The sequence below is a fragment of the Paracoccus sp. PAMC 22219 genome, from assembly GCF_000787695.1.
Taxonomy (GTDB): domain Bacteria; phylum Pseudomonadota; class Alphaproteobacteria; order Rhodobacterales; family Rhodobacteraceae; genus Paracoccus.
The window spans coordinates 1-25,388 of record NZ_BBPH01000010.1 but is presented as its reverse complement, the minus strand read 5'-3'; the positions used below and the strand labels follow the sequence as shown (position 1 = coordinate 25,388).

Here is a 25,388-nt window from a genome sequence, read left to right as displayed (position 1 = left end):
CTCGGTAACGGATTCGCCCAGGGCGGGCACGCGGACTTCGGTGGTCATCGGATCATCCTTCGAGGTTCAGAGCGGTGGCGACCAGCGCCTCTTGTTCGGCCTTGTGGCGCGAGGCGAGGCCCGTGGCGACCGAGGCCGCCGCGTTCCGGCCCGCATAGCGCGCGCGAGTGTGCTTGGCGCCAAGCCGTTCCAGCACCCATTCCAGGTAAGGCTCGACAAAGCTCCAGCCGCCCTGGTTCTTGGGCTCTTCCTGGCACCACACGACCTCGGCCTGCTTGAAGCGGCCCAGTTCCTTGACCATCGACTGTGCCGGGAACGGATAGAACTGTTCCAGACGCAGCAGATAGGTGTCGGTGATCCCGGCCTCGTCGCGGGCCTTCAGCAGGTCGTAGTAGACCTTGCCCGAACAGACCACGACGCGCTTGATCTGGTCGTCGGACACCAGCTTGGTGTCGGACCGACCGCGCTGTGCGTCGTCCCACAGCACGCGGTGGAAGGTGCTGCCCGACTGGAACTCCTCGGCGCGGCTGATGGCCAGCGGGTGGCGCAGCAGCGATTTCGGCGTCATCAGCACCAGCGGCTTGCGGAAGCCGCGGTGGATCTGCCGGCGCAGGATGTGGAAATAGTTCGCGGGCGTGGTGCAGTTCGCGACGATCCAGTTGTCCTCGGCGCATTGCTGCAGGAACCGCTCCAGGCGGGCAGAGCTGTGCTCGGGGCCCTGACCCTCGAAGCCGTGCGGCAGCAGCATCACCAGGCCGGACATGCGCAGCCATTTCTTCTCACCCGAGGAGATGAACTGGTCGAACATGATCTGCGCGCCGTTGGCGAAGTCGCCGAACTGCGCCTCCCACAGGGTCAGCGTGTTGGGTTCGGCCAGCGAATAGCCGTATTCGAAACCCAGCACCGCGTATTCCGACAGCATGCTGTCGATGACCTCATAGCGGGCCTGACCCTCGGCGATGTTGTTCAGCGGATAGTAACGGTCCTCGGACTTCTGGTCGATGAAGGCCGAATGCCGCTGGCTGAACGTGCCGCGGGTGCTGTCCTGACCGGACAGGCGCACGCCGTGCCCCTCGGCCACCAGCGAGCCAAAGGCCAGCGCCTCGGCGGTGGCCCAGTCAAAGCCCTCGCCCGTCTCGAACATCTGCTTCTTGGCTTCCAGCAGGCGGCCCACGGTCTTGTGCAGGGTCAGCCCGTCCGGCGCATTGGTCAGCGCGCGGCCGACCTGGGTCATCACCTCGGGGGAGATGCCGGTCTCGCCGGCGACGTAATCCGTGCCCTCGCGGTTCATGCCCGACCACTTGCCGTCCAGCCAGTCGGCCTTGTTCGGCTTGTAGTTCTTGCCGATCTCGAACTCTTCGTTCAGGTGCGCCTGGAAGGCGGCCTTCATGTCCTCGATCTCGCCCTCGGGGATCAGCCCGTCGGCGACCAGGCGTTCGGTGTACAGCTGCAGCGTGGTCTTCTGCGCCTTGATCTTGGTGTACATCGCCGGGTTGGTGAACATCGGCTCGTCGCCTTCGTTGTGACCAAAGCGGCGATAGCAGATGATGTCCAGAACCACGTCCTTGCGGAACTTCTGGCGGAACTCGATGGCGACGCGGGCGGCATGCACCACCGCCTCGGGGTCGTCGCCGTTCACGTGGAAGATCGGCGCCTCGACCATCAGCGCGATGTCCGTCGGATAGGGCGAGGTGCGGCTGAACGCCGGCGCGGTGGTGAAACCGATCTGGTTGTTCACCACGATGTGGATGCAGCCGCCGGTCCGGTGACCGCGGATGCCCGACAGCTGCAGGCATTCCGCAACGACGCCCTGACCGGCGAATGCCGCGTCGCCATGCAGCAGGATCGGCAGGACCGAGCTGCGGTCCGTCATGTCGCCCAGCTGATCGCTCTTGGCGCGCGCCTTGCCCAGCACGACCGGGTTCACGGCCTCCAGGTGGCTGGGGTTGGCGGTCAGCGACAGGTGGACGCTGTTGCCGTCGAACTCACGGTCGGCGCTGGCGCCCAGGTGGTATTTCACGTCGCCCGAACCGTCCACGTCCTCGGGCTTGAAGCTGCCGCCCTGGAATTCGTGGAAGATCGCGCGATAGGGTTTGGACAGCACGTTGGCCAACACCGACAGGCGACCGCGGTGCGGCATGCCGAACACGATCTCCTTCACGCCAAGCGCGCCGCCGCGCTTGATGATCTGTTCCATCGCGGGGATCAGCGCCTCGCCACCGTCCAGGCCGAACCGCTTGGTGCCCATGTACTTGACGTGCAGGAACTTCTCGAAGCCCTCGGCTTCGACCAGCTTGTTCAGGATGGCGCGGCGGCCTTCGCGGGTGAACGCGATCTCCTTGCCGTAACCCTCGATCCGCTCCTTCAGCCAGGCGGCTTCCTCGGGGTTCGAGATGTGCATGTACTGCAGCGCGAACGTGCCGCAATAGGTGCGGGTCATCAGGTCGGTGATCTGACGGATCGACGCGACCTCAAGGCCCAGCACGTTGTCGATGAAGATCGGGCGGTCCATGTCGCCGGGACCGAAACCGTAGGTGGCGGGGTTCAGCTCGCCATGATCGGGGATTTCGCGCAGGCCCAGGGGGTCCAGCTGCGCGTGCAGGTGGCCGCGGATGCGGAAGGCGCGGATCAGCATCAGCGCGCGGATGCTGTCCAGCACGGCCTGGCGCATCTGGTCGGTCGTCAGCTTGACGCCCTTTTCCTCGGCCTTGGCGGCGATTTTCTTGATCGCGGCATCGGCGTCGCCCTTGGACGAGGACGGCCATTCGCCGGTCAGGGCGCTGGTCGTGTCGTCCTGGGGGGTCGGCGGCCAGTCGGCCCGCTTCCAGCTGGCGCCCTCGGCCTCGCGGACGGCCACGTCGTGATCGTCGCCAAGCGACCGGAAGAAGCTGTCCCAGGCTTCGTCGACCGCGCCTGCGTCCTTGGCCCACTGGCCGTACAACTGTTCCACATAGGCCGCGTTGTGGCCCTGCAGGAACGAGGAATCGTGGAAGTCGGTGTTCTTTGGCTGGTCGGTCATGGCTGGTCCCCGTTCAGGGCAAATATGGGTTGGATCAGGCGCAGTAGATGTCGAAGATGCGGGCGCCGGGATCGGCGGTCGGGTCAAGCCGGGGCTGCTGCTGGATCCGCAGCGGGGCCCGACGTTCAAGGCCGCACAGCGCGACGGCTGTGCGGCTTTCGGCATTCGGCGGGGCATAGGCGGGGCGATAGATCACCCGCCACCCGAAATCCCGCCGTGCAACGGTGCGCACCGATTCCGGCGGCAGGCCGCTGGCCTGGTGCAGGTTGGTGCGCGCCGGGATGCCGCCGGGCAGGATGTCGTTCGTCACCCTGTCCCCGCAGCCCGCAAGGCCCAGCAGCGCCACAAGCGACAGCAGACGGCGCGCACGGGGCGCGACTGCTGCGATGCTGTGTTGGCCGGTCTGCTGGTCCACGGTCTTTCCCTTTGCGTCAATCCGCCCCCCACAGGTGGGTACCGGGGGGCGGACTGTCAAATCATCAACCCTTGATCGCCTTCAGCACGGCTTCGCCCAGGCCCGCGGGGCTGTCGGCGACGATGATGCCGGCCTTCTTCATGGCCTCGATCTTGGATTCCGCGTCGCCCTTGCCGCCCGACACGATCGCGCCGGCATGGCCCATGCGACGGCCCGGAGGTGCGGTGCGACCCGCGATAAAGCCCGCGGTGGGCTTCCAGATGCCCTTGCGCTTCTGCTCGGCCAGGAATTCGGCGGCCTCTTCCTCGGCCGAACCACCGATCTCGCCGATCATGATGATCGATTCGGTCTCGGGGTCCTCCAGGAACAGGCGCAGCACGTCGATGTGCTCCATCCCCTTGATCGGGTCGCCACCGATGCCGACGGCGCTGGACTGACCCAGGCCCACGTCGGACGTCTGCTTGACGGCCTCATAGGTCAGGGTGCCCGAACGCGACACGACGCCGACGCTACCGCGGCGGAAGATGCTGCCCGGCATGATGCCGATCTTGCATTCGTCCGGCGTCATGATGCCGGGGCAGTTCGGCCCGATCAGGCGCGACTGCGAACCGGCCAGGGCGCGCTTGACGCGCATCATGTCCAGGACCGGGATGCCTTCGGTGATGCAGACGATCAGCGGAACCTCGGCGTCGATGGCCTCCAGGATCGAATCCGCCGCGAACGGGGGCGGGACATAGATCACGGATGCATTGGCGCCGGTCACGGCCACGGCCTCGTGGACCGAGTTGAAGACGGGCATGCCCAGGTGATCCGTGCCACCTTTGCCCGGCGTCACGCCGCCGACCATCTTGGTGCCATAGGCGATCGCCTGTTCGGTGTGGAAGGTGCCCTGGGATCCGGTGATCCCCTGGCAGATGACTTTGGTATTCTTGTCGACGAGAACGGCCATCATGGCCTCCTTGCGTAAGCGGTGCGTGACGCACCGCGATGTTCCAGAGGAGGGCGCGCGTGTCCCGCGCGCCCGGATGGATCAGCCCTTGACCGCTTTCACGATCTTCTCGGCGCCGTCCTTGAGGTCGTCGGCCGCGATCACGTTCAGGCCGCTGTTGGCAATGATCTCTTTGCCCAGCTCAACGTTCGTGCCTTCCAGGCGCACGACCAGCGGGACCTGCAGGCCGACTTCCTTCACGGCGGCGATGATGCCTTCCGCGATGATGTCGCAGCGCATGATGCCGCCGAAGATGTTGACCAGGATGCCTTTGACGTTCGGGTCGCTGGTGATGATCTTGAACGCCTCGGTGACCTTCTCGGTCGTGGCGCCGCCGCCGACGTCCAGGAAGTTGGCGGGCTCGGCGCCGAACAGCTTGATGATGTCCATCGTGGCCATCGCCAGGCCTGCGCCGTTGACCATGCAGCCGATCTCGCCGTCCAGCGCGATGTAGTTCAGGTCGAACTTGGAGGCGGCCAGCTCCTTGCTGTCCTCCTCGGTCTCGTCGCGCAGCGCCATGATGTCGGGCTGGCGGTACAGGGCGTTGTTGTCAAAGCCCATCTTGGCGTCCAGGCACTTGATCTGGCCTTCGGGCGTGACGATCAGCGGGTTGATCTCCAGCATCTCCATGTCTTTTTCGATGAACATGCGATACAGGTTCTTGACCAGGGCGACGCACTGCTTGACCTGCGCGCCTTCCAGGCCCAGGGCGAACGCGACGCGGCGGCCGTGGAAATCCGACAGGCCGGACGCAGGATCGACGCTGAAGCTGACGATCTTTTCCGGGGTGTGCTCGGCCACTTCCTCGATGTCCATGCCGCCCTCGGTCGAGGCGACAAAGCTGACGCGCGAGGTCTGACGGTCGACCAGCAGGGCCAGGTACAGCTCGCGTGCGATGTCGCTGCCGTCTTCGATATAGATGCGGTTGACCTGCTTGCCGGCGGGTCCGGTCTGGTGCGTGACCAGCGTGCGGCCCAGCATCTGGCGGGACAGTTCCTCGGCTTCCTCGACCGACTTGGCCAGGCGGACGCCGCCCTTTTCACCGGCCGCAGCCTCGGTGAAGTGGCCCTTGCCACGGCCACCGGCGTGGATCTGCGCCTTGACGACCCACAGCGGGCCGTCCATCTCGCTGGCGCAGGTCTTGGCCTCGTCGGCCTTCATCACGATGCGGCCTTCGCTGACGGGCGCGCCGTATTGACGCAGCAGCGCCTTGGCTTGGTATTCGTGGATGTTCATCTCGACCCCCTCATTCGGTTCGACAGATTTGGGGCCTTGTGCCACGCCTGCATGGCACACAGAAACGAATTCCCCGTAAAATGCCGAAAACCGGCGGGAAGCCGCCGAATGTGATCACAGCCAGATTTGCCGTGATCACAAACATCCGTGCCGATAGCGCAAGCAGGTTGATTCGCGCTCTGCGGTCAGTTCAGCAACAGCATGTAAAGCCCCGCCTGACCACCAAAGCTGCCTAGGAACCGGTCCCAATTGTCGCGCCCGACAGTCAGGCCGGGGCGGGCATAGGGCAGGGCGGCGGTGCCCTGGATCCAGTCCACGACCTCGACCGGGCGCGGATCGTCCAGCCACATCGCCAGGTCGAGGCCGTGGCCGGGGGCAAAGCGCCAATAGGGGATCAGCATCCTGCCGGCCAGCGCCTGGTCGACCTCGTCCAGGATCGACAGCCACAACGGCCCCGTGCCCTGCGGCAGCGCAAACCCCAGGGCTGCCTGCTGCGCGTCGTTGGGGATCCATTCGCGGTCGTTGTCGGTCTCCTGCGCGACCTCGGTCCAGAAGACGCGATTGGCGGCGACCATGGCGCGCAGATGCGCGCCCGCGGCGCGCGTCAGGGCCGGGTCGGGCTGCTGGCGCAGGGTCTGGATCACCACCGCCACGCGGTCCACCAGCGGGCCAAAGGCGCGGGCCTGCATGTCGAAATTGGGCGCACGGGCCATCTGGCCGGGCGGTTGGGCGAACTGTTCGGCCAGCGCCGCATCCAGCGCGATCCGCTGCGCCAGCGCCGGTTCGGGATCGAATGCCAGGATCAGCGTCGCAACCCCGTCGATCAGATGCGTATAGGCGCGCAGCCAGTGGATGTCGGCAGCATCGAACCGCACCACCGCCGGGCCTTCGGGCAGGGGCAAGCCCGACAGCGCCGCCAGATCCTCGGCCGGGCCGCGTGCACGGTCACCGTCGACGTCCAGCCACAGATCGCGCAGATCCAAGACCAGCGTGGCGGGGCCGTCGGGCAGGGTGTCGCGGGTGTCCTGCATGGCCTGCGACAGGTCGCGCATCATCGCGGTGACAAAGTCGGCCGTCATCGGCTGCGGGTCGGGGTTCAGTGGCAGGGTCGCACCCAGCAGCGGCAGGGGCAGCAGCGGTTCGGTCGCGCCGATGCGGTGCCGGGCCTGGAACGCGGCCTCGACCCCGCCCAGGAACTGCGTCGCGGCGATGGCCAGGTCGCGATCGGCCGACGGGGCCTGCGCCTGCAGCTGCGTTCGGGCGCCCGCCAGGCCGCGGTCCGCGATCAGCGCCGATGTCTCCTGCGCCACGGCGGGCGCGGCAAGCATCGACAGGACGGCAAGAAGACAGCGCATGAGACCCCCGGAAACAGGAAACGGCGCGCCGATCATGGCGCGCCGTTCCAAGGTTTCGCAAGCGAAGATCAGGCCAGCGAGGAATCGATGCCCTTGCAGGCCTCGACCAGACCCTTCACCGCGTCGATGGACTTGTCGAACATCGCCTGTTCGTCGCGGTCCAGCTTGATGTCGATGATCTTTTCCACGCCGTTCGCGCCGATCACGGTCGGCACGCCGACATACATGCCCTTGAGGCCATAGGCGCCGTCCACATGGGCCGCGCAAGGCAGGACGCGCTTCTGGTCCTTCAGATAGGCCTCGGCCATCTCGATGGCGCTGGTCGCGGGGGCATAGAAGGCGCTGCCGGTCTTCAGCATGCCGACGATCTCGGCGCCGCCGTCGCGGGTGCGCTGGACGATCGCGTCCAGTTTCTCCTGCGTGGTCCAGCCCATCTTGACCAGGTCGGGCAGCGGGATGCCGGCGACGGTCGAATAGCGGGTCAGCGGCACCATCGTGTCGCCATGGCCGCCCAGCACGAATGCCGTAACGTCGCGCATCGAGACGTTGAATTCCAGCGACAGGAAGTGGCGGAAGCGGGCCGAATCCAGCACGCCGGCCATGCCGCAGACCTTGTTGTGGGGCAGGCCGCTGAACTCGCGCAGCGCCCAGACCATCGCGTCCAGCGGGTTGGTGATGCAGATCACGAAGGCGTCGGGGGCGTGCTTGGCGATGCCCTCTCCCACGGATTTCATGACCTTGAGGTTGATGCCCAGCAGGTCGTCGCGGCTCATGCCCGGCTTGCGCGGAACGCCCGCGGTCACGATGCAGACGTCGGCGCCGGCGATGTCGGCGTAATCGTTGGCGCCCTTCATGCGGGCGTCGAAACCCTCGGACGGGCCCGATTGCGCGATGTCCAGCGCCTTGCCCTGCGGCGTGCCTTCCGAGATGTCGAACAGGACGACGTCGCCCAGCTCCTTCATCGCGGCCAGATGCGCCAGCGTGCCGCCGATCTGCCCCGCACCGATCAGTGCGATTTTGGGTCGGGCCATGGATAACCTCCGATTGGGTGGTGAAAAGTTGCGGCAGGGGTAAGCGGTCGCGCAAGGAATCGCAAGACGGTCCCACGGCCGCATGGGCATGGTTGTGCTAACACTTGTCTTCATCCCCACCGCGCGCCACAGATTGCACGTCGTGCAGGGAGGGGCCCATGCTGGAATTGTCGGGCGCGGGCTGGGCGCTGGCCGTGATCGCGGCGATCGCGGTGGGGCTGTCCAAGGGCGGGCTGGCGATGGTGGGCATCATCAGCGTTCCGCTCATGTCGCTGGTCATGTCGCCGGTGCAGGCGGCGGGGCTGCTGCTGCCGATCTATGTCGTGTCCGACGTGGGCGGGCTGATCGCGTTTCGCCGCAACCTGGACCGGCGCGTGCTGATGCTGGCGCTGCCGGGCGCGATGGCGGGAATCGCGGTGGGCTGGGCCACGGCCAGCATCGTGCCGGTGCGGGGCGTCACACTGATCGTGGGGGTCATCGGGCTGGGATTCGCGCTGAATGCGCTGATCCGGCCGGCGCTGGACGCCGAACCCCGGCCCGCGCGGGGCAGGGCGGCCACGATCTGGGGCGGGCTTGCGGGTTACACCAGCTTTGTCAGCCATGCGGGCGCGCCGCTGTGGCAGGTCTATGCCCAGCCCCTGCGCCTGTCGCCGCTGATCTATGCAGGCACGACGACCTGGTTCTTTGCCATCGGCAACTGGGTCAAGCTGATCCCCTATGCCGCTTTGGGCCAGCTGTCGCTGGCGAACCTGACCACGGCGGCGGTGCTGATGCCGGTGTCGCTGGCGGCAGTCTGGGTTGGGCTGCGGTTGGTGCGGATCATTCCCCCGGCTCTGTTCTATCGGCTGATCACCTGGGGCCTGCTGGCGGTGTCGCTGCGGCTGATCTGGCAGGGCGTAGTCGGCTGATCGCCGCAGTGCGGCATTTTACGCTTGCCATATGTGGCGCGACGCGGCACCAAGGCGCAAGATTGTTGCCCGGAGGTTTTCGATGGCCCGCCCCTATCGCTCGGTTCTGTACATCCCCGCCGCCAATGCCCGTGCGATGGAAAAGGCCCGCGGCCTGCCCACCGATGCGATCATCTTTGATCTGGAGGATGCCGTGGCCCCGGACGCCAAGGCCGCGGCCCGCGACGCGTTGGCCCAGGCCCTGACGCAGGATTACGGCCCGCGCGCTCGGATCGTGCGCATCAACGCGCTGTCCACCGCATGGGGCGCGGACGATGCCCGCGCCTGCGCCGGTCTGGACGTTGATGCGGTGCTGATCCCCAAGGTGGACGGTCCGGACGATCTGGACCGCGTGGCCGACCTGATCCCCGACACGCCCCTGTGGGCGATGATGGAGACGCCGTTGGGCATGCTGAACGCCGCCGCCATCGCCGCCCATCCGCGGCTGGCGGGGATGGTGATGGGCACCAACGACTTGGCCAAGGATCTGGGCAGCCGGTTCCGTGCTGACCGCCTGCCGATGATGGCCGGACTGGGCCTGTGCCTGCTGGCGGCCAAGGCGCATGGGGTGGTGATCGTGGACGGCGTCTTCAACGCGTTCAAGGATGAGGACGGTTTGCGCGCCGAATGCGAACAGGGTCGCGACATGGGCTTTGACGGAAAGACCCTGATCCACCCCGCCCAGCTGGAGATCGCCAACGCCGCCTTTGCCCCCACCGAGGATGAGGTCGCCCTGGCCCGCCGCCAGATCGAGGCGTTCGATGCGGCCACCGCCGAGGGCAAGGGCGTGGCGGTGGTGGACGGCCGCATCGTCGAGAACCTGCACGTCGCCACCGCGCGCCAGACGCTGGACCGCGCGCAGGCGATTGCGGCCATGGCGCAATAAGGGCAGTCTGCGCGCCACAAGCTCCAGCGAGAGGAAAGCCAGATGCTGATCCTGATCCTAGGCGTGGCCCTGTGGTGGGCGGCGCATCTCTACAAACGGGTGGCCCCGGCCAGCCGCGCCGGCATGGGCGAGGCGGGCAAGGGCATGGTCACGGGCCTGCTGGTCCTGTCGATCATCCTGATGGTCATCGGCTATCGCGGGGCCGAAGGCGCGTTCTTCTGGGGTCCGAACCCGGCCTTCGTGGGGATCAACAACCTGCTGGTCCTGGTGTCGATCTATCTGTTCGCGGCCAGCGGCATGAAGACCCGCGTGACCGCCTATACGCGCCACCCGATGCTGTGGGGCTTTGCCCTGTGGGCGGGCGCGCATCTGCTGGTGAACGGCGACACGCCGTCCTTTGTCCTGTTCGGCGGCCTGCTGGCCTGGTCCCTCGTCGAGATGGTGGTGATCAACCGCGCCAGCCCCTGGGTCCGCCCCACCGGACCGTTCCCCGCCCGCAAGGAGGCGATGGCCGCCGTCGGCGCCGTCATCGTCATGATCGTGATCGGCCTGATCCACGGTTGGATCGGCCCCTGGCCCTTCGGAGGAGCCTGACATGCCCCTGATCTATCGCTGCATCACCGACGACGACACGTCCAAGTTCTGCCACCGGGTCAGCGAGGCCCTGTCCAAGGGCTGGTCGCTGCACGGCAGCCCGTCCATGGCCCATGACCCGATCAAGGGCGTGATGCGCATGGGACAGGCGGTCACCAAGCAGATCGAGGCGGATTACGACCCCGAGATGAAGCTGGGACAGCAATGACCAAGACCAACCCCGGACGGTTCTTCGAGGATTACACGGTCGGCCAGACCATCCGCCATGCGGTGCCCCGCACCGTGGCCGAAGGGGAACGGGCGCTGTACCACGCGCTGTATCCGGCCCGGCATGCACTGTATTCGTCGGACGAATTCGCGATTTCCTGCGGTCTGGACGGCAGTCCGCTGGACGATCTGCTGGCGTTTCACACGGTCTTTGGCAAGACGGTGCCGGATGTCAGCCTGAATGCGGTGGCTAACCTGGGCTATGCCCAGGGGCGCTGGCTGCGGCCGGTCTGGCCCGGCGATACGCTGCGCGCCGAAAGCCAGGTGATCGGCCTGCGCCAGAACTCTAACGGCCAGTCCGGCGTGGTCTGGGTGCGTACCCAGGGCCTGAACCAGGTCGACGAGGTGGTGCTGGACTATGTCCGATGGGTGATGGTCCGCAAGCGCGATGCGGGCTCGGTCGCGCCGGAAGCGGTCGTGCCGAACCTGGCGGAAACCGTCGATCCGGCGGACCTGATCGTGCCGGAAGGGTTGAACTTTACCGAATACGACTTTGATCTTGCAGGGGAACCGCACCGTTGGGGCGACTACGCCGTGGGCGAGATCATTGACCATGTCGATGCCGTCACCATCGAAGAGGCCGAGCATATGCTGGCCACCCGCCTGTGGCAGAACACCGCCAAGGTGCATTTCGATGCCACCCATCGTCCCGATGGGCGGCGGCTGATCTATGGCGGCCACGTCATCAGCCTGGCCCGCGCCCTGTCCTTCAACGGGCTGGCCAATGCGCAGATGATCGTGGCGCTGAACGCGGGCGCGCATGCCAATCCGTGCTTTGCGGGCGACACGGTGCGGGCGTGGTCGCAGGTTCTGGACCGCGCGCCGACCGACGCGCCGGGTGTCGGCGCGATCCGTCTGCGTCTGGTGGCCACGCGGAACGGCGCGCCTGCGGGCGTGCTGCGCGACGATCAGGGCAAGTACCCGCCGGACGTGCTGCTGGATCTGGACTACTGGGCGCTGATGCCGCTGTAGCGGTGCATCGAGTCGCGTGATTTCGATGTCCGCCGCTAACGGTCCTTAACCTGTGATCACAGCTGCCGTACCTGTGATCACAAAGCCCCATTTCCGCGTCATTTGCGCGCGCGGGGTGGTATCTGCGGATGACAGATGGCATCTGTAGCGTCAAGAACGGCACCAATCGCCAGCCCGCGCGGCCAGCCCAGTCCTTTCCGGGCCCCTGCGACGGGACAAGCTGAACCGACAAAGGAGGGCCGCCGATGGCCGACGTGAACCGGGGCAACCGGCCCCTTTCCCCCCATCTTCAGGTCTATCGCCTGCCGATCCCCGCAGTCACCTCGATCCTGACGCGCATCACCGGGCATGCGATGTCGGCGGGCATCCTGCTGCTGGTCTGGTGGCTGGTCGCCGCGGTCAGCAGCCCCGAAGCCTTCGCCACGGCCGATTGGGTCCTGCGGTCCTGGCTGGGCTTTCTGATCATGGTCGGCTCGACCTGGGCGCTGTGGTTCCACGCGCTGTCGGGCGTGCGCCACCTGTTCTACGACAACGGCATGGGCCTCGAGATCGAGGACGCCAAGCGCGGGTCCTGGGCCATCATCATCGGTTCGGTCGCGCTGACCGTGCTGAGCCTGATCATCTTCTTCATCGGCTGAGGGCATCATGCGTTACATCACCCCCCGCAAGGCCGCCCAGGGCATGGGTTCCGCCCGCGCCGGCACCGCGCATCACTGGAACATCACGATGAGCAGCTATGCGCTGATCGTGCTGACGCCGCTGTTCCTGATCGCCGTGGGCGGCGCCATCGGCCTGCCCCAGGATCAGGTCGTGGCCCATTTCGGGCGCCCATTCCCCGGCATCATCACCGCGCTGTTCATCGTCGTGGGCATGATCCATTTCATCAAGGGCTCTCAGGGCGGCGCGATCGCGGACTATGTCCACGGCACCGCCCAGCAACTGACGATGGTCGCCATCGCGATCTTTGGCTGGGGCGTGATCGCCGCCGCCATCTTTGCGCTGGCCAAGATGGCCTTCACCCTTCCCGCGATCTGAGGACGACATGGCAGCTTACGAAACAACCGTTCATGACTATGACGTAGTCGTCGTCGGGGCCGGTGGCGCGGGTCTGCGCGCGACGCTCGGCATGGCCGAACAGGGGCTGCGCACGGCCTGCGTGACCAAGGTGTTCCCGACGCGGTCGCATACCGTGGCGGCACAGGGCGGCATCGCCGCGTCCCTGTCCAACATGGGCCCCGACAGCTGGCAGTGGCACATGTACGACACCGTCAAGGGGTCGGACTGGCTGGGCGACACCGACGCCATGGAATACCTGGCGCGCGAGGCCCCCAAGGCCGTCTATGAGCTGGAACATTACGGCGTGCCGTTTTCGCGCACCGAGGATGGCCGCATCTATCAGCGTCCCTTCGGCGGCCACACCACCGAATACGGCGAAGGCCCCCCGGTTCAGCGCACCTGCGCCGCGGCCGACCGCACCGGCCACGCCATCCTGCATACGCTGTACGGCCAGTCGCTGAAGAACAACGCGGAATTCTTCATCGAATATTTCGCACTGGACCTGATCATCACCGATGGCCGCTGCACCGGCGTCGTCTGCTGGAAGCTGGACGACGGCACGATGCATGTCTTCAACGCCAAGATGGTGGTGCTGGCGACCGGCGGCTATGGCCGCGCCTATTTCAGCGCGACCAGCGCCCATACCTGCACCGGCGACGGTGGCGGCATGGTCGCCCGTGCGGGCCTGCCGCTGCAGGACATGGAGTTCGTGCAGTTCCACCCGACCGGCATCTATGGTTCGGGCTGCCTGATCACCGAAGGCGCGCGGGGCGAGGGCGGTTACCTGACCAACTCCGAAGGCGAGCGGTTCATGGAGCGCTATGCGCCCACCTACAAGGACTTGGCCAGCCGCGACGTCGTCAGCCGCTGCATGACGATGGAGATCCGCGAGGGTCGCGGCGTCGGTCCCGACAAGGACCACATCTTCCTGAACCTGATGCACCTGCCGCCGGAGACGCTGGACCTGCGCCTGCCCGGCATCAGCGAAAGCGCCAAGATCTTTGCCGGTGTCGACCTGACCCGCGCGCCGATCCCGGTGCTGCCGACGGTGCATTACAACATGGGTGGAATTCCCACGAACTATTGGGGCGAAGTGCTTGCCCCGACAGAGGAAAACCCCGATGCCATCTTCCCGGGCCTGATGGCCGTGGGCGAGGCGGGCTGTGCCTCCGTGCATGGTGCCAACCGTCTTGGGTCGAACAGCCTGATCGACCTGGTGGTGTTCGGCCGTGCCGCCGCGATCCGCGCAGGCGAGGTCGTGGACCGTGCCGGTGCGGTGCCTGCCACGAACAAGCCCGAGGTCGACCGCGCGCTGGACCGTTTCGACGGCCTGCGCCACGCCAAGGGCACGATGTCGACCGCGGAACTGCGCGACCAGATGCAGCGCACGATGCAGCTGGATGCAGCAGTGTTCCGCACCGACAAGACCTTGGCCGAGGGCGTGGTCAAGATGGAGGGCATCGCCGGCAAGGTGGACGACATCAAGGTCACCGATCGCGGATTGATCTGGAACACGGACCTGATGGAAACGTTGGAGCTGACCAACCTGATGCCCAACGCCCTGACGACGATCGTCGCGGCCGAGGCCCGCAAGGAAAGCCGCGGCGCCCATGCGCACGAGGATTACCCTGAGCGGGATGACGCCAACTGGCGCAAGCATTCGCTTGCCTGGGTTGATGGGAACAAGGTTAAACTGGCCTATCGCCCCGTCCATCTGGAGCCGTTGACCACGGCCGAGGAAGGCGGGATCGACCTGCAAAAGATCGCTCCGAAGAAAAGGGTTTATTGATGCGCTTTAACCTCATCGCCGCTTTCGGCATTGCCGCCGCCACCTTGGCGGGCTGCGTCGCCCCGGTCCCCATGACCGGCCCCGCCGTGCCGACCGCTCCCGGCGTCGCACCTGCACCGACCGTGCTGGACGCGGCCTCGCGCCAAGTCGCCCGCAACGTGGTGGACAGCGAGATGCAGCGCCGCCTGCCGGGCGTCAACGTCTCGCCCTACTCGGACTGCGTGATCAACAACGCCTCGACGGCGGAATTGATCGACATCGCGCAGATGTCGCGTTCGGGCGTTGCTGGTACCGCGGACAGCGTTGCCGCCATCGTGTCGCGTCCGGCGACGACGCAGTGCATCGCCGCTGCGGCACGCACGGCGTGATCCAGTGATCGTGCGGGCAATCTTCGTGGGTCTGCTGCCTTTGGTGGCGGCCTGCGGTCCGGTCCCGGTGGACCAGGCCGAACGAAGCTGCCTGCGCGACGCCGAAATGGCCGAACGCCCGCGCGGAAGCATCGCGATGGGCGTCGGCTCCGGATCGGGCGGCACCCGCAGCTATGGCAGTGTCGAGCTGGAAATCAGCAGCGACTACATTCGTGGCCGCGATCCGTCCGACGTGTTCAACCGCTGTGTCCAGCGGCGGTCGGGCCAGATGCCCGAACGCGTGCTGGCCGATCAGCCGGGCTGGCGGGGTGTGCGATGAGCCGTCCGCTGTTCCTGCATGTCGGTGTCCAGAAGACCGGCACCACAAGCCTGCAGCGGTTTCTGCGCCGTTCGGCCCCGGCGCTGGCGGATGCGGTGGTGATCCGCACGCCGGAGGAGGGGACGCCGATGCGTCCGCTTGGTCGCGCGGCCATCGCCTGCAGCCTGACGCCGGATGACGGTCATCGTGCCAAGTTGGTGGCGGCGTTCCAGACGGTGCTGGACGATCTGCCGGACGATGATCGCCCGGTGATCCTGTCCCATGAAAATCTGGCCGGCGCGATGCCTGGCAATGGCGGAGAGACCCGCCTGTTCCCGGCGCTGCCCGCGATGCTGGCCTTGCTGGTCCAGGTGGCGACGGCGCGGGGCTTTGCCCCGCATGTCGTGATCTATACCCGTCGGATGACCGCATGGCTGCCCTCGGTCTGGGCGCAGGCCGTGCGTACGGACGGCTATGCGCTGACCCTGTCTGAGTTCCGGGCGCAGACGGCCGAGCTGCCCGGATGGGGTGACCTGCTGCGCCGATTGGACGGCGCATTGGCGGGCGTGCCCGTCACCCGCCTGCAGCTGGAGGACGAGGCGGATGCCGACCGTCCCGGCCGTCAGCTGCTGTCGCTGGCAGGCGTCACAGACGCGCGTTTGGACGCATTGCCGCCGCTGGAATCCCGCGCGATGGAGCGTCTGACGCCCGGCGCCACCGAATTCCTGCGCCGCCTGAACGGGCTGGCGCTGAACCCTCATGCCCGCGACCGGGTGGCCGATCTGGTGGCCCGTTCGCAACCCCTGTTTGCGGCCCATGTGCCGTCCGAAGGCACTCTCTGAAAGGAGCTATCCATGGTCCAGTTCACCCTGCCCAAGAACAGCCAGATCCGCGTCGGCAAGACCTGGCCCAAGCCCGAGGGCGCAACCAACGTCAAGAAGTTCAAGATCTATCGGTGGGACCCCGAGACCGGGGAGAACCCGCGTCTGGACACCTATTTTGTCGATCTGGACCGCTGTGGGCCGATGATGCTGGACGCCCTGATCAAGATCAAGGCCGAGATCGACCCGACGCTGTCCTTCCGCCGGTCCTGCCGCGAGGGGATCTGCGGGTCCTGCGCGATGGTGATCGACGGCGGCAACAAGTTGGCCTGCATCTTCGGCATCGACGAGGTCAAGGGCGACGTGTCGATCTATCCGCTGCCGCATATGGCGGTGGTCAAGGATCTGGTGCCTGATCTGACGCACTTCTATGCGCAGCACGCGTCGGTGAACCCCTATCTTCAGACCAAGACGCCGACGCCGGGCAAGGAATGGAAGCAGTCCATCGAGGACCGCAAGAAGCTGGACGGCCTGTACGAGTGCATCCTGTGCGCGTCCTGTTCGACCGCGTGCCCGTCGTACTGGTGGAACGGCGACCGTTACCTGGGGCCGGCCGCGTTGCTGCATGCCTATCGCTGGATCATCGACAGCCGCGATGAGGCCACGGGCGAGCGTCTGGACGAGCTGGAGGATCCCTTCAAGCTGTACCGCTGCCACACGATCATGAACTGCACCAACACCTGCCCCAAGGGGTTGAACCCCGCCAAGGCCATCGCGTCGATCAAGCACATGATGGTCGAACGCGCAGTCTGATTGCGTCCCGCGGCGGCGGGCGGGGGGCCAGCCCCCCGCACCCCCCGCCGAGGGGACGTTCCGTCCCCTCGAGCTCCCCTGAGACTGGTTCATGGAAATACGGCCCGGAGAGCGATCTCCGGGCCGTTTTCTTGTAGGTCGGGCCCTAGCCTTCGATGCGGGTGAAGTCTGCGATCTGGCGGCCGGCCTCGCGGATGCGGGACAGCAGGTTCAGGCGGTTGCGCCGGACGATTTGGCTGTCCGTGTTGACCTGCACGGCCTCGAAGAACGCGTCGATGGGGGTGCGCAGGGCGGCGATGGCGGTCATGGCGGCGGGGAAGTCCTGCGCGGCCATGGCGTGCCGGATCGCCGGTTCTGCGGTATCCAGCGCGGTGAAGAGGGCGCGTTCCTGATCGGTCTCGGCGAACTTGACGTCGGCACCGAAGCTGTACTCGACGCCGTCCTTGTCCTCGGCCTGCGCCAGGATATTGCCGGCGCGTTTCAGGCCTTGGGTCAGGTTCTTGCCGTCCTCTGTCGCCAGCATGGCGTTTAGCGCGGTGGCGCGGGCTGTCACGCGGACGAGATCGTCGTTGGCGTCCTGTGCCAGGACTGCATCGATGATATCGTGACGGATGCCCTGATCGCGCAGGTAGACCTTGAGGCGATCATGGAAAAAGGAAATCAGGTCAGGAAGATACTGATCTGGAGACGGTCCTGCGATCCCAGCGTCGCTCTCTGCATGGAGAAGATCTGAATTCTTGACCACTTTTGCCATGACAGTCTGCAGCTGGAGATCGAGCTTGTTCGACATGATCAATCTGATCACCCCGAGAGCAGCACGCCGCAACGCAAACGGGTCTTTCGACCCGGTAGGCTTTTCGTCGATCGCCCAGAACCCCGTCAGCGTATCGATCTTGTCGGCCAGCGCCACGGCGACCGACACGGGCGCGGTGGGCACCGCGTCGGAGGGGCCGAGGGGCGAGTAGTGGTCGCGGGCGGCGTCGGCGATGGCGTCGGGTTCTCCGGCCTCCAGCGCGTAGTAGCGGCCCATGGTGCCCTGCAGTTCGGGGAACTCTCCGACCATGGCGGAGCGCAGGTCCAGCTTGGCCAGGCGGGCGGCGCGTTCGGAATGGTCGGGGTCGGCACCCACCAGCGGGGCGATCTCGCGCGCCAGGGCGGCGATGCGTTCGATCCGGTCGGCTTGGGAGCCGAGCTTGTTGTGGAAGGTAACCGAGGCCAGGCCCGCGGCCCAGGTCGCCATGCCCGATTTCGCCTCGCGCAGGTCGTTTTCCCAGAAGAAGGCGGCGTCGGACAGGCGGGCGGCCAGGACGCGCTGATTGCCGGCCAGGATCGTCGCGCCGTCATCGGGCGTCTGAATGTTGGCGACGGTCACAAAGCCCTCGATCCGGCCCGTGGACGGGTTGCGGGCCGAGAAGAACTTCTGGTGCTCCTTCATCGAGGTCTGCAGGACCTCGGGGGGCAGGGCCAGGAAGCGGTCCTCGATCACGCCCATCAGGGGGACGGGCCATTCGACAAGGCCCGCGACCTCGGCCAGTAGGGCGTCGTCGGGGACGATCTGCCAGCCGCGGGCAAAGGCCAGGTTGTCGGCCTGCGACCGGATTTCCGCGGCGCGTTCCTCGGTGTCCAGCATCACGCGGGCGCGGCGCAGTTTGGCAGCGTAATCGTCGAAGCCACTGACCGTGAACGCATCGGGCGCCATGAAGCGGTGGCCACGGGTGGTGTTGCCCGCGACGATCCCGTCCACGGTCAGCGGTACGACAGACGCGCCGGCCTCATCCGACAGGATGCACAGGATCGAATGCAGCGGGCGCACCCACCGCAGGCTGCCCGACCCCCACCGCATGGATTTCGGCCAGGGGAAGTTGCGGATCGTCGTCTCCAGCACCTCGGCCACGATGTCGGCGGCGGGGCGGCCGGGCTTGGTGACGGTGGCGAACCAGACCTGGCCCTTCTTGTCGTCGCGGGCCTGCAACTGGTCGCGGGTCAGCCCGGTCGAGCGCAGGAACCCCTCCAGCGCGGCGTCGGGGGCGTCGGTGCGGGGGCCCTTGCGGTCCTCATGCGTGGTGGGGCTGGCGGCGGTCAGGCCCTCGACCGTCAGGGTCAGGCGGCGCGGTGTGCTGAAGGCGCCCGCGCTGGCATAGGTCAGCCCGGCCTGGACCAGGCCGTCGGTCACCAGGCGCTTGAGGTCCTCGCGCGCGCGGGCCTGCATGCGGGCGGGGATTTCCTCGGAGAACAGTTCGATCAGCAGGTCGGGCATCAGTCCATCACTCCGCGTTCCGGGGTCTTGTCGTTGTATTGGTGCCAGCCATAGACGCGGCCGTCGGGATAGATGGCCAGCACGCGATCCACGTCGGGGCGGATGTCGCTGACCGACAGCACGGCGCGGGCGGCGCCGTTCTCCAGATCGGTGCCGATCCGGCCCGCGTCGAAACAGGCGAACCAGCCCGGCGCGTTCAGGGGCGTCGCGTCGTCAAAGGGCAGGGCGTCGGCCGGGACGGCATCGCTGGTGGCGCAGGCGCGCCAGCGCAGCGGGCTGCTGTCTGCGTCGATCCCCTCGAACCCGGTCAGGGGCAGGGGCTGTTCGCCCGCGGCGGTGGTCACCGCGATGGTGGCGTCGGGACCGTTCGGGTCGATCGGGTCGTAATACAGGTATTCCTGCGCGTACCACATGCCGGCGCCTGCGGCGATGGTGCTGCCCAGCAGGACCAGCGCCGCGACCTTGCCCCAGTTCACGCGGGCGACCCCGCCGCTTCGGTGGTCAGGAACAGGTCGGCGCAGCCCTTGGCCAGCGCGCGGACCCGGCCGATATAGGCTTGGCGTTCCGTGACGGAGATCACGCCGCGTGCGTCCAGCAGGTTGAAGATGTGGCTGGCCTTGATCGCCTGGTCATAGGCAGGATGCGCCATCGGGATGGTGCGGCCGGCGCTGTCGACGCGGTCGGCGGCCAGGATGCGGGCGCATTCGGCCTCGGCGTCCTTGAAATGCTGGAACAGCATGTCGGTGTCGGCCTGGTCGAAATTCCAGCGCGAGTATTCCTGTTCGGTCTGGCGGAAGATGTCGCCATATGTCAGTGCGATCGGGCTGTCCGGGTCGTTGAAGGGCATGTCCATCACATGTTCCGCGCCCAGAACGTACATGGCCAGGCGTTCCAGGCCATAGGTCAGCTCCCCGGACACGGGGCGGCAGTCGTGGCCGCCGACCTGCTGGAAATAGGTGAACTGGCTGACTTCCATGCCGTCGCACCAGACCTCCCAGCCCAGGCCCCAGGCACCCAGGTCGGGGATTCCCAGTCATCCTCGACAAAGCGGACGTCATGGATTAGCGGGTCCAGGCCGATGGCGCGCAGGCTGCCCAGATACAGCTCCTGCAGGTCCGGGGGGGACGGTTTGATGATGACCTGAAACTGGTAGTAATGCTGCAGCCGGTTCGGGTTCTCTCCGTAGCGGCCGTCGGTCGGGCGGCGCGACGGCTGGACATAGGCCGCGGCCCAGGCCCGCGATCCAAGCGATCGCAGCGTGGTTCCGGGATGGAACGTCCCTGCGCCGACCTCCATGTCATAGGGCTGCAGGACGGCGCAGCCCTGGCCTGCCCAATAGGTCTGCAGGCGCAGGATGATGTCCTGGAAACTGCGGGGTCGGTTGGGGCTGGTCATCGGGCCATCCTTTTGCGTAGATCGGGCAAGGCGTCTTCTAGGCGCGCGATGCAACAGGGTCAATGAAGGCCCGACGGCGGGCGGGCACCCGCGACAGGATGGACAGCATGACGACGCCTTTGCGCTATGTGGTGGGACTGGTTCTGGCGGGGTCGATGCCCGGCGCGGCCCTGGCCCAGGGCGCGGTGATCCGGCTGGAGGCCAAGCGCGATCCGCAGGCGGCAGCGCAGGCGGCGCAGGGCTGGGCCGACCGGTTCGACGGTGTCGTGACGCTGCCGCTGCCGGGGGGCTGGACGGGCATCGCCATCGGCCCGCTGCCCGAGGACCGGGCGGAGCCGCTGCTGGAACAGCTGAAACAGGCCCGCAAGGTGCCCCAGGACGCGTTCGTCAGCACCCCCGCGCCTGGCACCGCGCTGACGCCGGTGGGCGACGCCGATCCGGCGGCACCGCAGGCGGTCGCCCCGCCGCCGCCCGGCATCTATCTGCGGCTGGAATCGTTTCAGGCCGAACCCGAGGCGCGTGCCGCGCTGGCCCGTATCCGCGCCGGATTCCCCGAGGCCGGGCTGTGGCGGCTGCCCGACGGCTGGTTCGCGGTGGCGCTTGGCCCCGTGGCCGACGATGCGGCGGCGGCCTCTCTGCCGGTGCTGGCCGATGCGGACGTGATCCCCGATGACGCGATGCTGGCCCGCGCCGCCGATCTGGGTCAGGCGCTGGATGCAGGCTCCGCCCCTGAATTGCCCGTACCGGGCGCGCCCGAGCCCCTGCCGCCGCTGGACCAGGTTCAGCGCGCGCTGCGGTGGGCGGGGCATTACGACGGCCAGATCGACGGCAAGGATGGTCCCCGAACCCGCGCCGCGATCCAGGCCGAGATCACCCAAGCCCGCGCCTCGACCGATCCGGGGACGGCGCTGCGGCTGCTGGCGGAACGCCGTGCGGCCTGGGCCGAGGAACAGGGGCTGGCGCCGTTGGTCGATCAGGCGACCGGGCTGACCGTTACCGCGCCGATGCGGGCGCTGACCTTTGATCGGGCCGAACGGGCGCTGTCGATCTATGGCCCGCGGGACGGGTCGGGGGCGGCGCTGATCCTGTTCAGCCAGCCGGGCGGTCAGCAGGAGTTGCTGGATCTGGCCGGTCTGGTCACGGCGCTTGGCTGGGTGCCGCAGCCCGATCGCGTGGTCAAGCCGGGCCATGTGACCCTGCAGGGCGCCAACGACGTGCATATCGGCGCGGCCGAGGGTTGGGTCCGCGAGGGCCGGGCCGAGGGGTATGTGCTGATCTGGCCTGCGTCGGACGCGGACACCCAGACCCGCCTGCAGGCGGAGATCAGCGACAGCCTGACGCGCCATGGCCCCGGCGCGAATGCCGGTGCCGCGCCCACCGCGCTGCCCTAGTCGCGCCAGAACCGCGGCAGCAGCAGGACCAGCACCGACACCAGCTCCAGCCGGCCCAGGAACATCCCCAACGTCATCAGCCACTTGGCCGAGGTGGGGAATTCGGCGATCGAGCCGTTGCGCGTCACCTCGGGGCCCCAGACCGGGCCGATATTGGCGATGGCCGTCCAGGCGGCGGTCAGCGCCGTGCGCGGATGCAGGCCGGTCAGCGACAGGCCCACGATCAGCAGGCCGAAGGTCAGAAAGAACAGCGTGAAGAACGCCATGACCGAATCGACCACGTCCTGTTCCAGAGGCTGGCCGTCATAGCGCACCGGATAGACCCGGTGGGGCGAATGCATGCGGCGGATCTGGGCGCGCACGGCCTCGAACAGCACCAGATAGCGAAAGACCTTGACCGAACAGCCCGTCGACCCGGTGCAGCCGCCGATCAGTCCGCAGATCACCAGGATCATCAGTGGCAGGTGGCCCCACTGGGTCACGTCCGTCGACGCGAACCCCGTCCCCGAAAAGGTCGAGATGACGTTGAACACGGTCTCCCGCAGCATCTCCTCGGGGTGGCCGGCCTGGCCCAGCCATAGCACGCGGTACAGCAGGATGATGATCACGGCATAGCTGATCCAGCGCAGATAGGCGCGCACCTGGATGTCGCGCCACAGGGGTTTCGCCTGGCCGCGCATCAACTGGACCATGCGGATGAACGGGATCGAGGCCAGGATCATGAACACCGACGACGCCCATTCCGCAGGTCCCAGGAACGCGCCAAAGCTGGCGTCGTAATTCGAGAACCCCCCGGTCGAGATCGTGCTGAACGCCTGAACCACCGCGTCAAAGCCGGTCAGGCCCAGGATCAGATAGGTGATGATGCAGGCCCCGGTCAGGATCAGGTACAGCTGCGTCATCTCTGTCGCGATCTGGCCTGCGCGGGGCAGGACCTTGCCAAGCGTGTCAAAGCCTTCGGACCGGAAGAACTGCATGCCGCCGACCTTCATCACCGGCAGGAACACCATCGCCACGACGACGATTCCCAGTCCGCCGGCCCAATGCAGGATCGCGCGCCACAGGTGGATGCCGCGCGCCAGGTCGTCCAGCTGCGGAAAGACCGTGGTGCCGGTGGTGGTGAAGCCCGACATCGATTCGAACATCGCGTCGGTGAAATTGGCATTCGGCGCGCCCAGCATGAAGGGCAGGGCCCCGAAAAGCGGCAGGACCAGCCAGATCCCGGAGGTCAGCAGGAACGCCTGATGCAGCGACAGATGGTCATAGCGACCGGCCGTCGCCACCGCGACGAAGACCCCCGCCGCCATGGTGATCACCGCCGATTGCAGGAACACCATCCAGTGCGGATCGCCATGCCACCAGTCGACGACCATCGGCGCCAGCATCAGGCCACCGATCGCGGTCAGGATCTTGCCGATCGGGTGGGCAACGGGGCGGATGTCGATCATAGGCTCTGGTTGCCGCGCGTCCGCGCGCCCGTCAAGTGGCCGTCGCGGTCGCCGCCCCTTGAATGGTCGCCGATGGCAGGTTACGTTTTGTTCAACTTGTCATCGGAGGGCGTGTGTTATGACGCCCAAGCGTCCTGCGGGTGCGGACGCGTTCCCGAGAAATACGGTCGAGCCGTCGGGCACCCGACAACCTGATGAAGGGGCGCTGTACGCTGCCCTGGATTTGGGAACGAATTCTTGCCGGATGCTGATTGCCCGACCGACGGGCAGTCAGTTTCAGGTCGTCGACAGCTTCTCCAAGCCGGTTCAGCTTGGTCAGGGGCTGGAAGCTTCGGGACGCCTGTCCCGCAGCTCGATGGCGCGTACCGTGCACGCGCTGCAGGTCTGCAAGCGCAAGCTTGATCAGCACAAGGTTCGCAACATGCGTCTTGTGGCGACCGAGGCATGCCGGCGTGCCCGCAACAGCCGCGATTTCCTGCGCACGATCCGGCGCGAGACCGGCCTGCCGATCGAGATCATCGGCGCCGAGGAGGAGGCCCGCCTGGCCGTGATCTCCTGCGCGCCGCTGGTCAGCCACAAGACGGAAACGCTGATGGTCGTCGATATCGGCGGCGGATCGACCGAGCTGGTCTGGATCGACCTTGAGGACGTGGAGCCGAAGGAACGGCCCCGCGCGATCATGCGCCTGTCCGACGGCTTCGGGAACCCGCAGCCGGGCGGCGCCCGCGTCGTCGACTGGATCAGCGTGCCCCTAGGCGTGGCGACGTTGCGCGACCAGTTCGCGGATGTCGAGGATGACCAGGGGCGGTTCGCGCTGATGTCGTGGTTCTTCGAGGAGGCGCTGGCGAATTTCACCCCCTATGCGGACGGCTCGCCCGACGAGGGGTTCCAGATCATCGGCACCTCCGGCACGGTCACCACGGTCGCGGCCAGCTTTCTGGGCCTGCGCCGCTATGACCGGACCAAGGTCGACGGGCTGGAGATGACCAGCGACCAGATCGACCGGGTGATCCATTCCTATCTGCAGCTTGGCCCCGAGGGGCGGCGCACCGACCCGCGCATCGGGCGCGAACGCCATGCGCTGATCATGTCGGGGGCGGCGATCCTGCAGACGCTGATGCGGGTCTGGCCCACGAACAAGCTGTCGGTCGCGGATCGCGGCCTGCGCGAGGGGTTGCTTTATGCCCAGATGGTGCGCGATGGGGTGCTGGCGCCGGAAGGTTTGAACGGAGTGGCATGAGATGACGAAGACACCGACCAGCCGGGACGGCAAGACCAGCGGCCGCGGCGCGCGCGACCTGCGTGTGCGCGTGAAATCGGCCAAGGGCCGCAAGCTGTCCTCCACGCTGTGGCTGGAACGGCAGCTGAACGACCCCTATGTGGTCCGCGCCAAGCGCGAGGGCTATCGCGGGCGGGCGGCCTACAAGATCATCGAGCTGGACGACAAGTACCGCTTTCTGGTGCCCGGCGCGCGGGTCGTGGATCTGGCTGCGCCCCCGGCGGCTGGTGCCAGGTGGCCGTGGCCCGCGTGAACGCGCTGGGCGAGAAATCGGGCAAGAAGGTCGGGCGCGTGCTGGGCCTGGACCTGCAGGAGGTCGACCCGATCGCGGGGGCCGAGATCCACGTGCTGGATTTCCTGGAGGACGGGGCCGACGACCAGGTCAAGGCCTGGCTGGGCGGGCCCGCGGACGTGGTGATGTCGGACATGGCGGCATCGTCGTCGGGCCACAAGAACACCGACCACAACCGCATCGTGGCACTGGTCGAGGCGGCGGCCCAGCTGGCCTTTGACGTGCTGGAACCGGGCGGCACGTTTGTGGCCAAGGTTCTGGCGGGCGGGGCAGAGACCGACATGCAGACCATGCTGAAGAAGAACTTCACCAAGGTCGTGAACGTGAAGCCCCCCGCCAGCCGCAGCGATTCGTCCGAGAAATTCGTGGTGGCCACCGGGTTCAGGGGGCGCGAGATCCCCGCCGAGGACTGATCGCCCTTTGCGTCCCGCGGCGCCGGGGGACTGGCCGTCCCCCGGACCCCCTGCAGGG

Annotated in this window: 23 protein-coding genes and 2 pseudogenes; 15 read left to right on the top strand and 10 right to left on the bottom strand. The window is 67.0% G+C overall.

All coding sequences use genetic code 11. From position 1 onward, the window contains the following. Positions 1-52: 52 nt before the first annotated feature. The 6 genes from TY51_RS02505 to mdh form a co-directional block, all read right to left on the bottom strand. Complete coding sequence (locus tag TY51_RS02505) at positions 53-3,019, bottom strand: 2-oxoglutarate dehydrogenase E1 component (protein ID WP_042245421.1); 2,967 nt, start codon at positions 3,017-3,019, stop codon at positions 53-55. 34 nt (positions 3,020-3,053) lie between these two features. Further along, the gene (locus TY51_RS02500) at positions 3,054-3,434 is read right to left on the bottom strand and encodes a hypothetical protein (protein WP_042245418.1); all 381 of its coding nucleotides are present in this window, start codon (positions 3,432-3,434) and stop codon (positions 3,054-3,056) included. Positions 3,435-3,498: 64 nt separating this feature from the next. Next, positions 3,499-4,383 (bottom strand): succinate--CoA ligase subunit alpha, encoded by an 885-nt coding sequence (gene sucD, locus TY51_RS02495; RefSeq protein WP_042245435.1) that lies wholly within the window; start codon positions 4,381-4,383, stop codon positions 3,499-3,501. Positions 4,384-4,464: 81 nt separating this feature from the next. Further along, entirely contained in the window at positions 4,465-5,658 is a 1,194-nt protein-coding gene (gene sucC, locus TY51_RS02490) for an ADP-forming succinate--CoA ligase subunit beta (RefSeq protein ID WP_042245415.1), read from the bottom strand. A gap of 185 nt (positions 5,659-5,843) precedes the next feature. Further along, positions 5,844-7,013, bottom strand: coding sequence for a hypothetical protein (locus TY51_RS02485; RefSeq protein WP_052649683.1), 1,170 nt, complete (start codon positions 7,011-7,013; stop codon positions 5,844-5,846). Positions 7,014-7,081: 68 nt separating this feature from the next. Further along, positions 7,082-8,044: a malate dehydrogenase gene (gene mdh / locus TY51_RS02480; protein WP_042245413.1), complete on the bottom strand. Its 963-nt coding sequence runs from the start codon at positions 8,042-8,044 to the stop codon at positions 7,082-7,084. Positions 8,045-8,211: 167 nt separating this feature from the next. Between mdh and TY51_RS02475 the strand changes: the two genes are divergently transcribed. The 12 genes from TY51_RS02475 (at position 8,212) to TY51_RS02420 (ending at position 16,855) form a co-directional block, all read left to right on the top strand. Continuing rightward, positions 8,212-8,952, top strand: coding sequence for a sulfite exporter TauE/SafE family protein (locus tag TY51_RS02475; RefSeq protein ID WP_081994664.1), 741 nt, complete (start codon positions 8,212-8,214; stop codon positions 8,950-8,952). An 82-nt stretch (positions 8,953-9,034) separates the two neighbouring features. Continuing rightward, a complete protein-coding gene (locus TY51_RS02470) occupies positions 9,035-9,877 on the top strand; it encodes a CoA ester lyase (protein WP_042245407.1) in 843 nt (280 codons plus the stop codon). Between the two features lie 42 nt (positions 9,878-9,919). Further along, a complete protein-coding gene (locus TY51_RS02465; protein ID WP_042245404.1) occupies positions 9,920-10,471 on the top strand; it encodes an NnrU family protein in 552 nt (183 codons plus the stop codon). Between the two features lies 1 nt (position 10,472). Continuing rightward, entirely contained in the window at positions 10,473-10,679 is a 207-nt protein-coding gene (locus TY51_RS02460) for a DUF1737 domain-containing protein (RefSeq protein WP_042245402.1), read from the top strand. Further along, positions 10,676-11,710, top strand: a complete 1,035-nt coding sequence (locus TY51_RS02455) for a MaoC family dehydratase (RefSeq protein ID WP_042245399.1) — start codon at positions 10,676-10,678, stop codon at positions 11,708-11,710. The genes TY51_RS02460 and TY51_RS02455 overlap by 4 nt, the downstream gene beginning before the upstream one ends. A 245-nt stretch (positions 11,711-11,955) precedes the next feature. Continuing rightward, entirely contained in the window at positions 11,956-12,348 is a 393-nt protein-coding gene (sdhC, locus tag TY51_RS02450) for a succinate dehydrogenase, cytochrome b556 subunit (protein WP_042245396.1), read from the top strand. 7 nt (positions 12,349-12,355) lie between these two features. Further along, positions 12,356-12,745 carry a succinate dehydrogenase, hydrophobic membrane anchor protein gene (locus TY51_RS02445; protein ID WP_042245392.1) on the top strand — a complete coding sequence of 130 codons (390 nt, stop codon included), beginning with the start codon at positions 12,356-12,358 and terminating at the stop codon, positions 12,743-12,745. A gap of 7 nt (positions 12,746-12,752) precedes the next feature. Further along, positions 12,753-14,555, top strand: coding sequence for a succinate dehydrogenase flavoprotein subunit (gene sdhA / locus TY51_RS02440; RefSeq protein WP_042245388.1), 1,803 nt, complete (start codon positions 12,753-12,755; stop codon positions 14,553-14,555). Beyond that, a complete protein-coding gene (locus TY51_RS02435; RefSeq protein WP_052649681.1) occupies positions 14,555-14,923 on the top strand; it encodes a hypothetical protein in 369 nt (122 codons plus the stop codon). Before sdhA ends, TY51_RS02435 begins: the two co-directional genes overlap by 1 nt. 4 nt (positions 14,924-14,927) lie before the next feature. Continuing rightward, entirely contained in the window at positions 14,928-15,242 is a 315-nt protein-coding gene (locus TY51_RS02430) for a hypothetical protein (RefSeq protein WP_231558869.1), read from the top strand. Continuing rightward, a complete protein-coding gene (locus TY51_RS02425) occupies positions 15,239-16,063 on the top strand; it encodes a hypothetical protein (protein ID WP_042245384.1) in 825 nt (274 codons plus the stop codon). Before TY51_RS02430 ends, TY51_RS02425 begins: the two co-directional genes overlap by 4 nt. 12 nt (positions 16,064-16,075) lie before the next feature. Continuing rightward, positions 16,076-16,855 carry a succinate dehydrogenase iron-sulfur subunit gene (locus TY51_RS02420; protein ID WP_042245381.1) on the top strand — a complete coding sequence of 260 codons (780 nt, stop codon included), beginning with the start codon at positions 16,076-16,078 and terminating at the stop codon, positions 16,853-16,855. 145 nt (positions 16,856-17,000) lie between these two features. Here TY51_RS02420 and glyS read toward each other — a convergent pair whose 3' ends face one another. From glyS to TY51_RS02405, 3 genes and pseudogenes are all read right to left on the bottom strand, one after another. Further along, positions 17,001-19,112, bottom strand: a complete 2,112-nt coding sequence (gene glyS / locus TY51_RS02415; RefSeq protein ID WP_042245378.1) for a glycine--tRNA ligase subunit beta — start codon at positions 19,110-19,112, stop codon at positions 17,001-17,003. After that, positions 19,112-19,588, bottom strand: coding sequence for a DUF6446 family protein (locus tag TY51_RS02410; protein WP_042245376.1), 477 nt, complete (start codon positions 19,586-19,588; stop codon positions 19,112-19,114). The genes glyS and TY51_RS02410 overlap by 1 nt, the downstream gene beginning before the upstream one ends. After that, positions 19,585-20,507: pseudogene (locus TY51_RS02405) on the bottom strand (glycine--tRNA ligase subunit alpha). Before TY51_RS02405 ends, TY51_RS02410 begins: the two are co-directional and overlap by 4 nt. Before the next feature lie 107 nt (positions 20,508-20,614). Here TY51_RS02405 and TY51_RS02400 point away from each other — a divergent pair. Further along, the gene (locus tag TY51_RS02400) at positions 20,615-21,898 is read left to right on the top strand and encodes a peptidoglycan-binding protein (RefSeq protein ID WP_231558868.1); all 1,284 of its coding nucleotides are present in this window, start codon (positions 20,615-20,617) and stop codon (positions 21,896-21,898) included. On the opposite strand, the gene TY51_RS02395 is transcribed toward TY51_RS02400, so the two are convergent. Next, positions 21,895-23,346 (bottom strand): TrkH family potassium uptake protein, encoded by a 1,452-nt coding sequence (locus tag TY51_RS02395; RefSeq protein WP_042245373.1) that lies wholly within the window; start codon positions 23,344-23,346, stop codon positions 21,895-21,897. The two genes, TY51_RS02400 and TY51_RS02395, sit on opposite strands and share 4 nt — an antisense overlap. Positions 23,347-23,464: 118 nt before the next feature. On the opposite strand from TY51_RS02395, the gene TY51_RS02390 reads away from it, so the two are divergent. Further along, positions 23,465-24,586: a Ppx/GppA phosphatase family protein gene (locus TY51_RS02390; protein WP_042245371.1), complete on the top strand. Its 1,122-nt coding sequence runs from the start codon at positions 23,465-23,467 to the stop codon at positions 24,584-24,586. A gap of 1 nt (position 24,587) precedes the next feature. Further along, positions 24,588-25,330: pseudogene (locus tag TY51_RS02385) on the top strand (RlmE family RNA methyltransferase). Positions 25,331-25,388 lie beyond the last annotated feature (58 nt).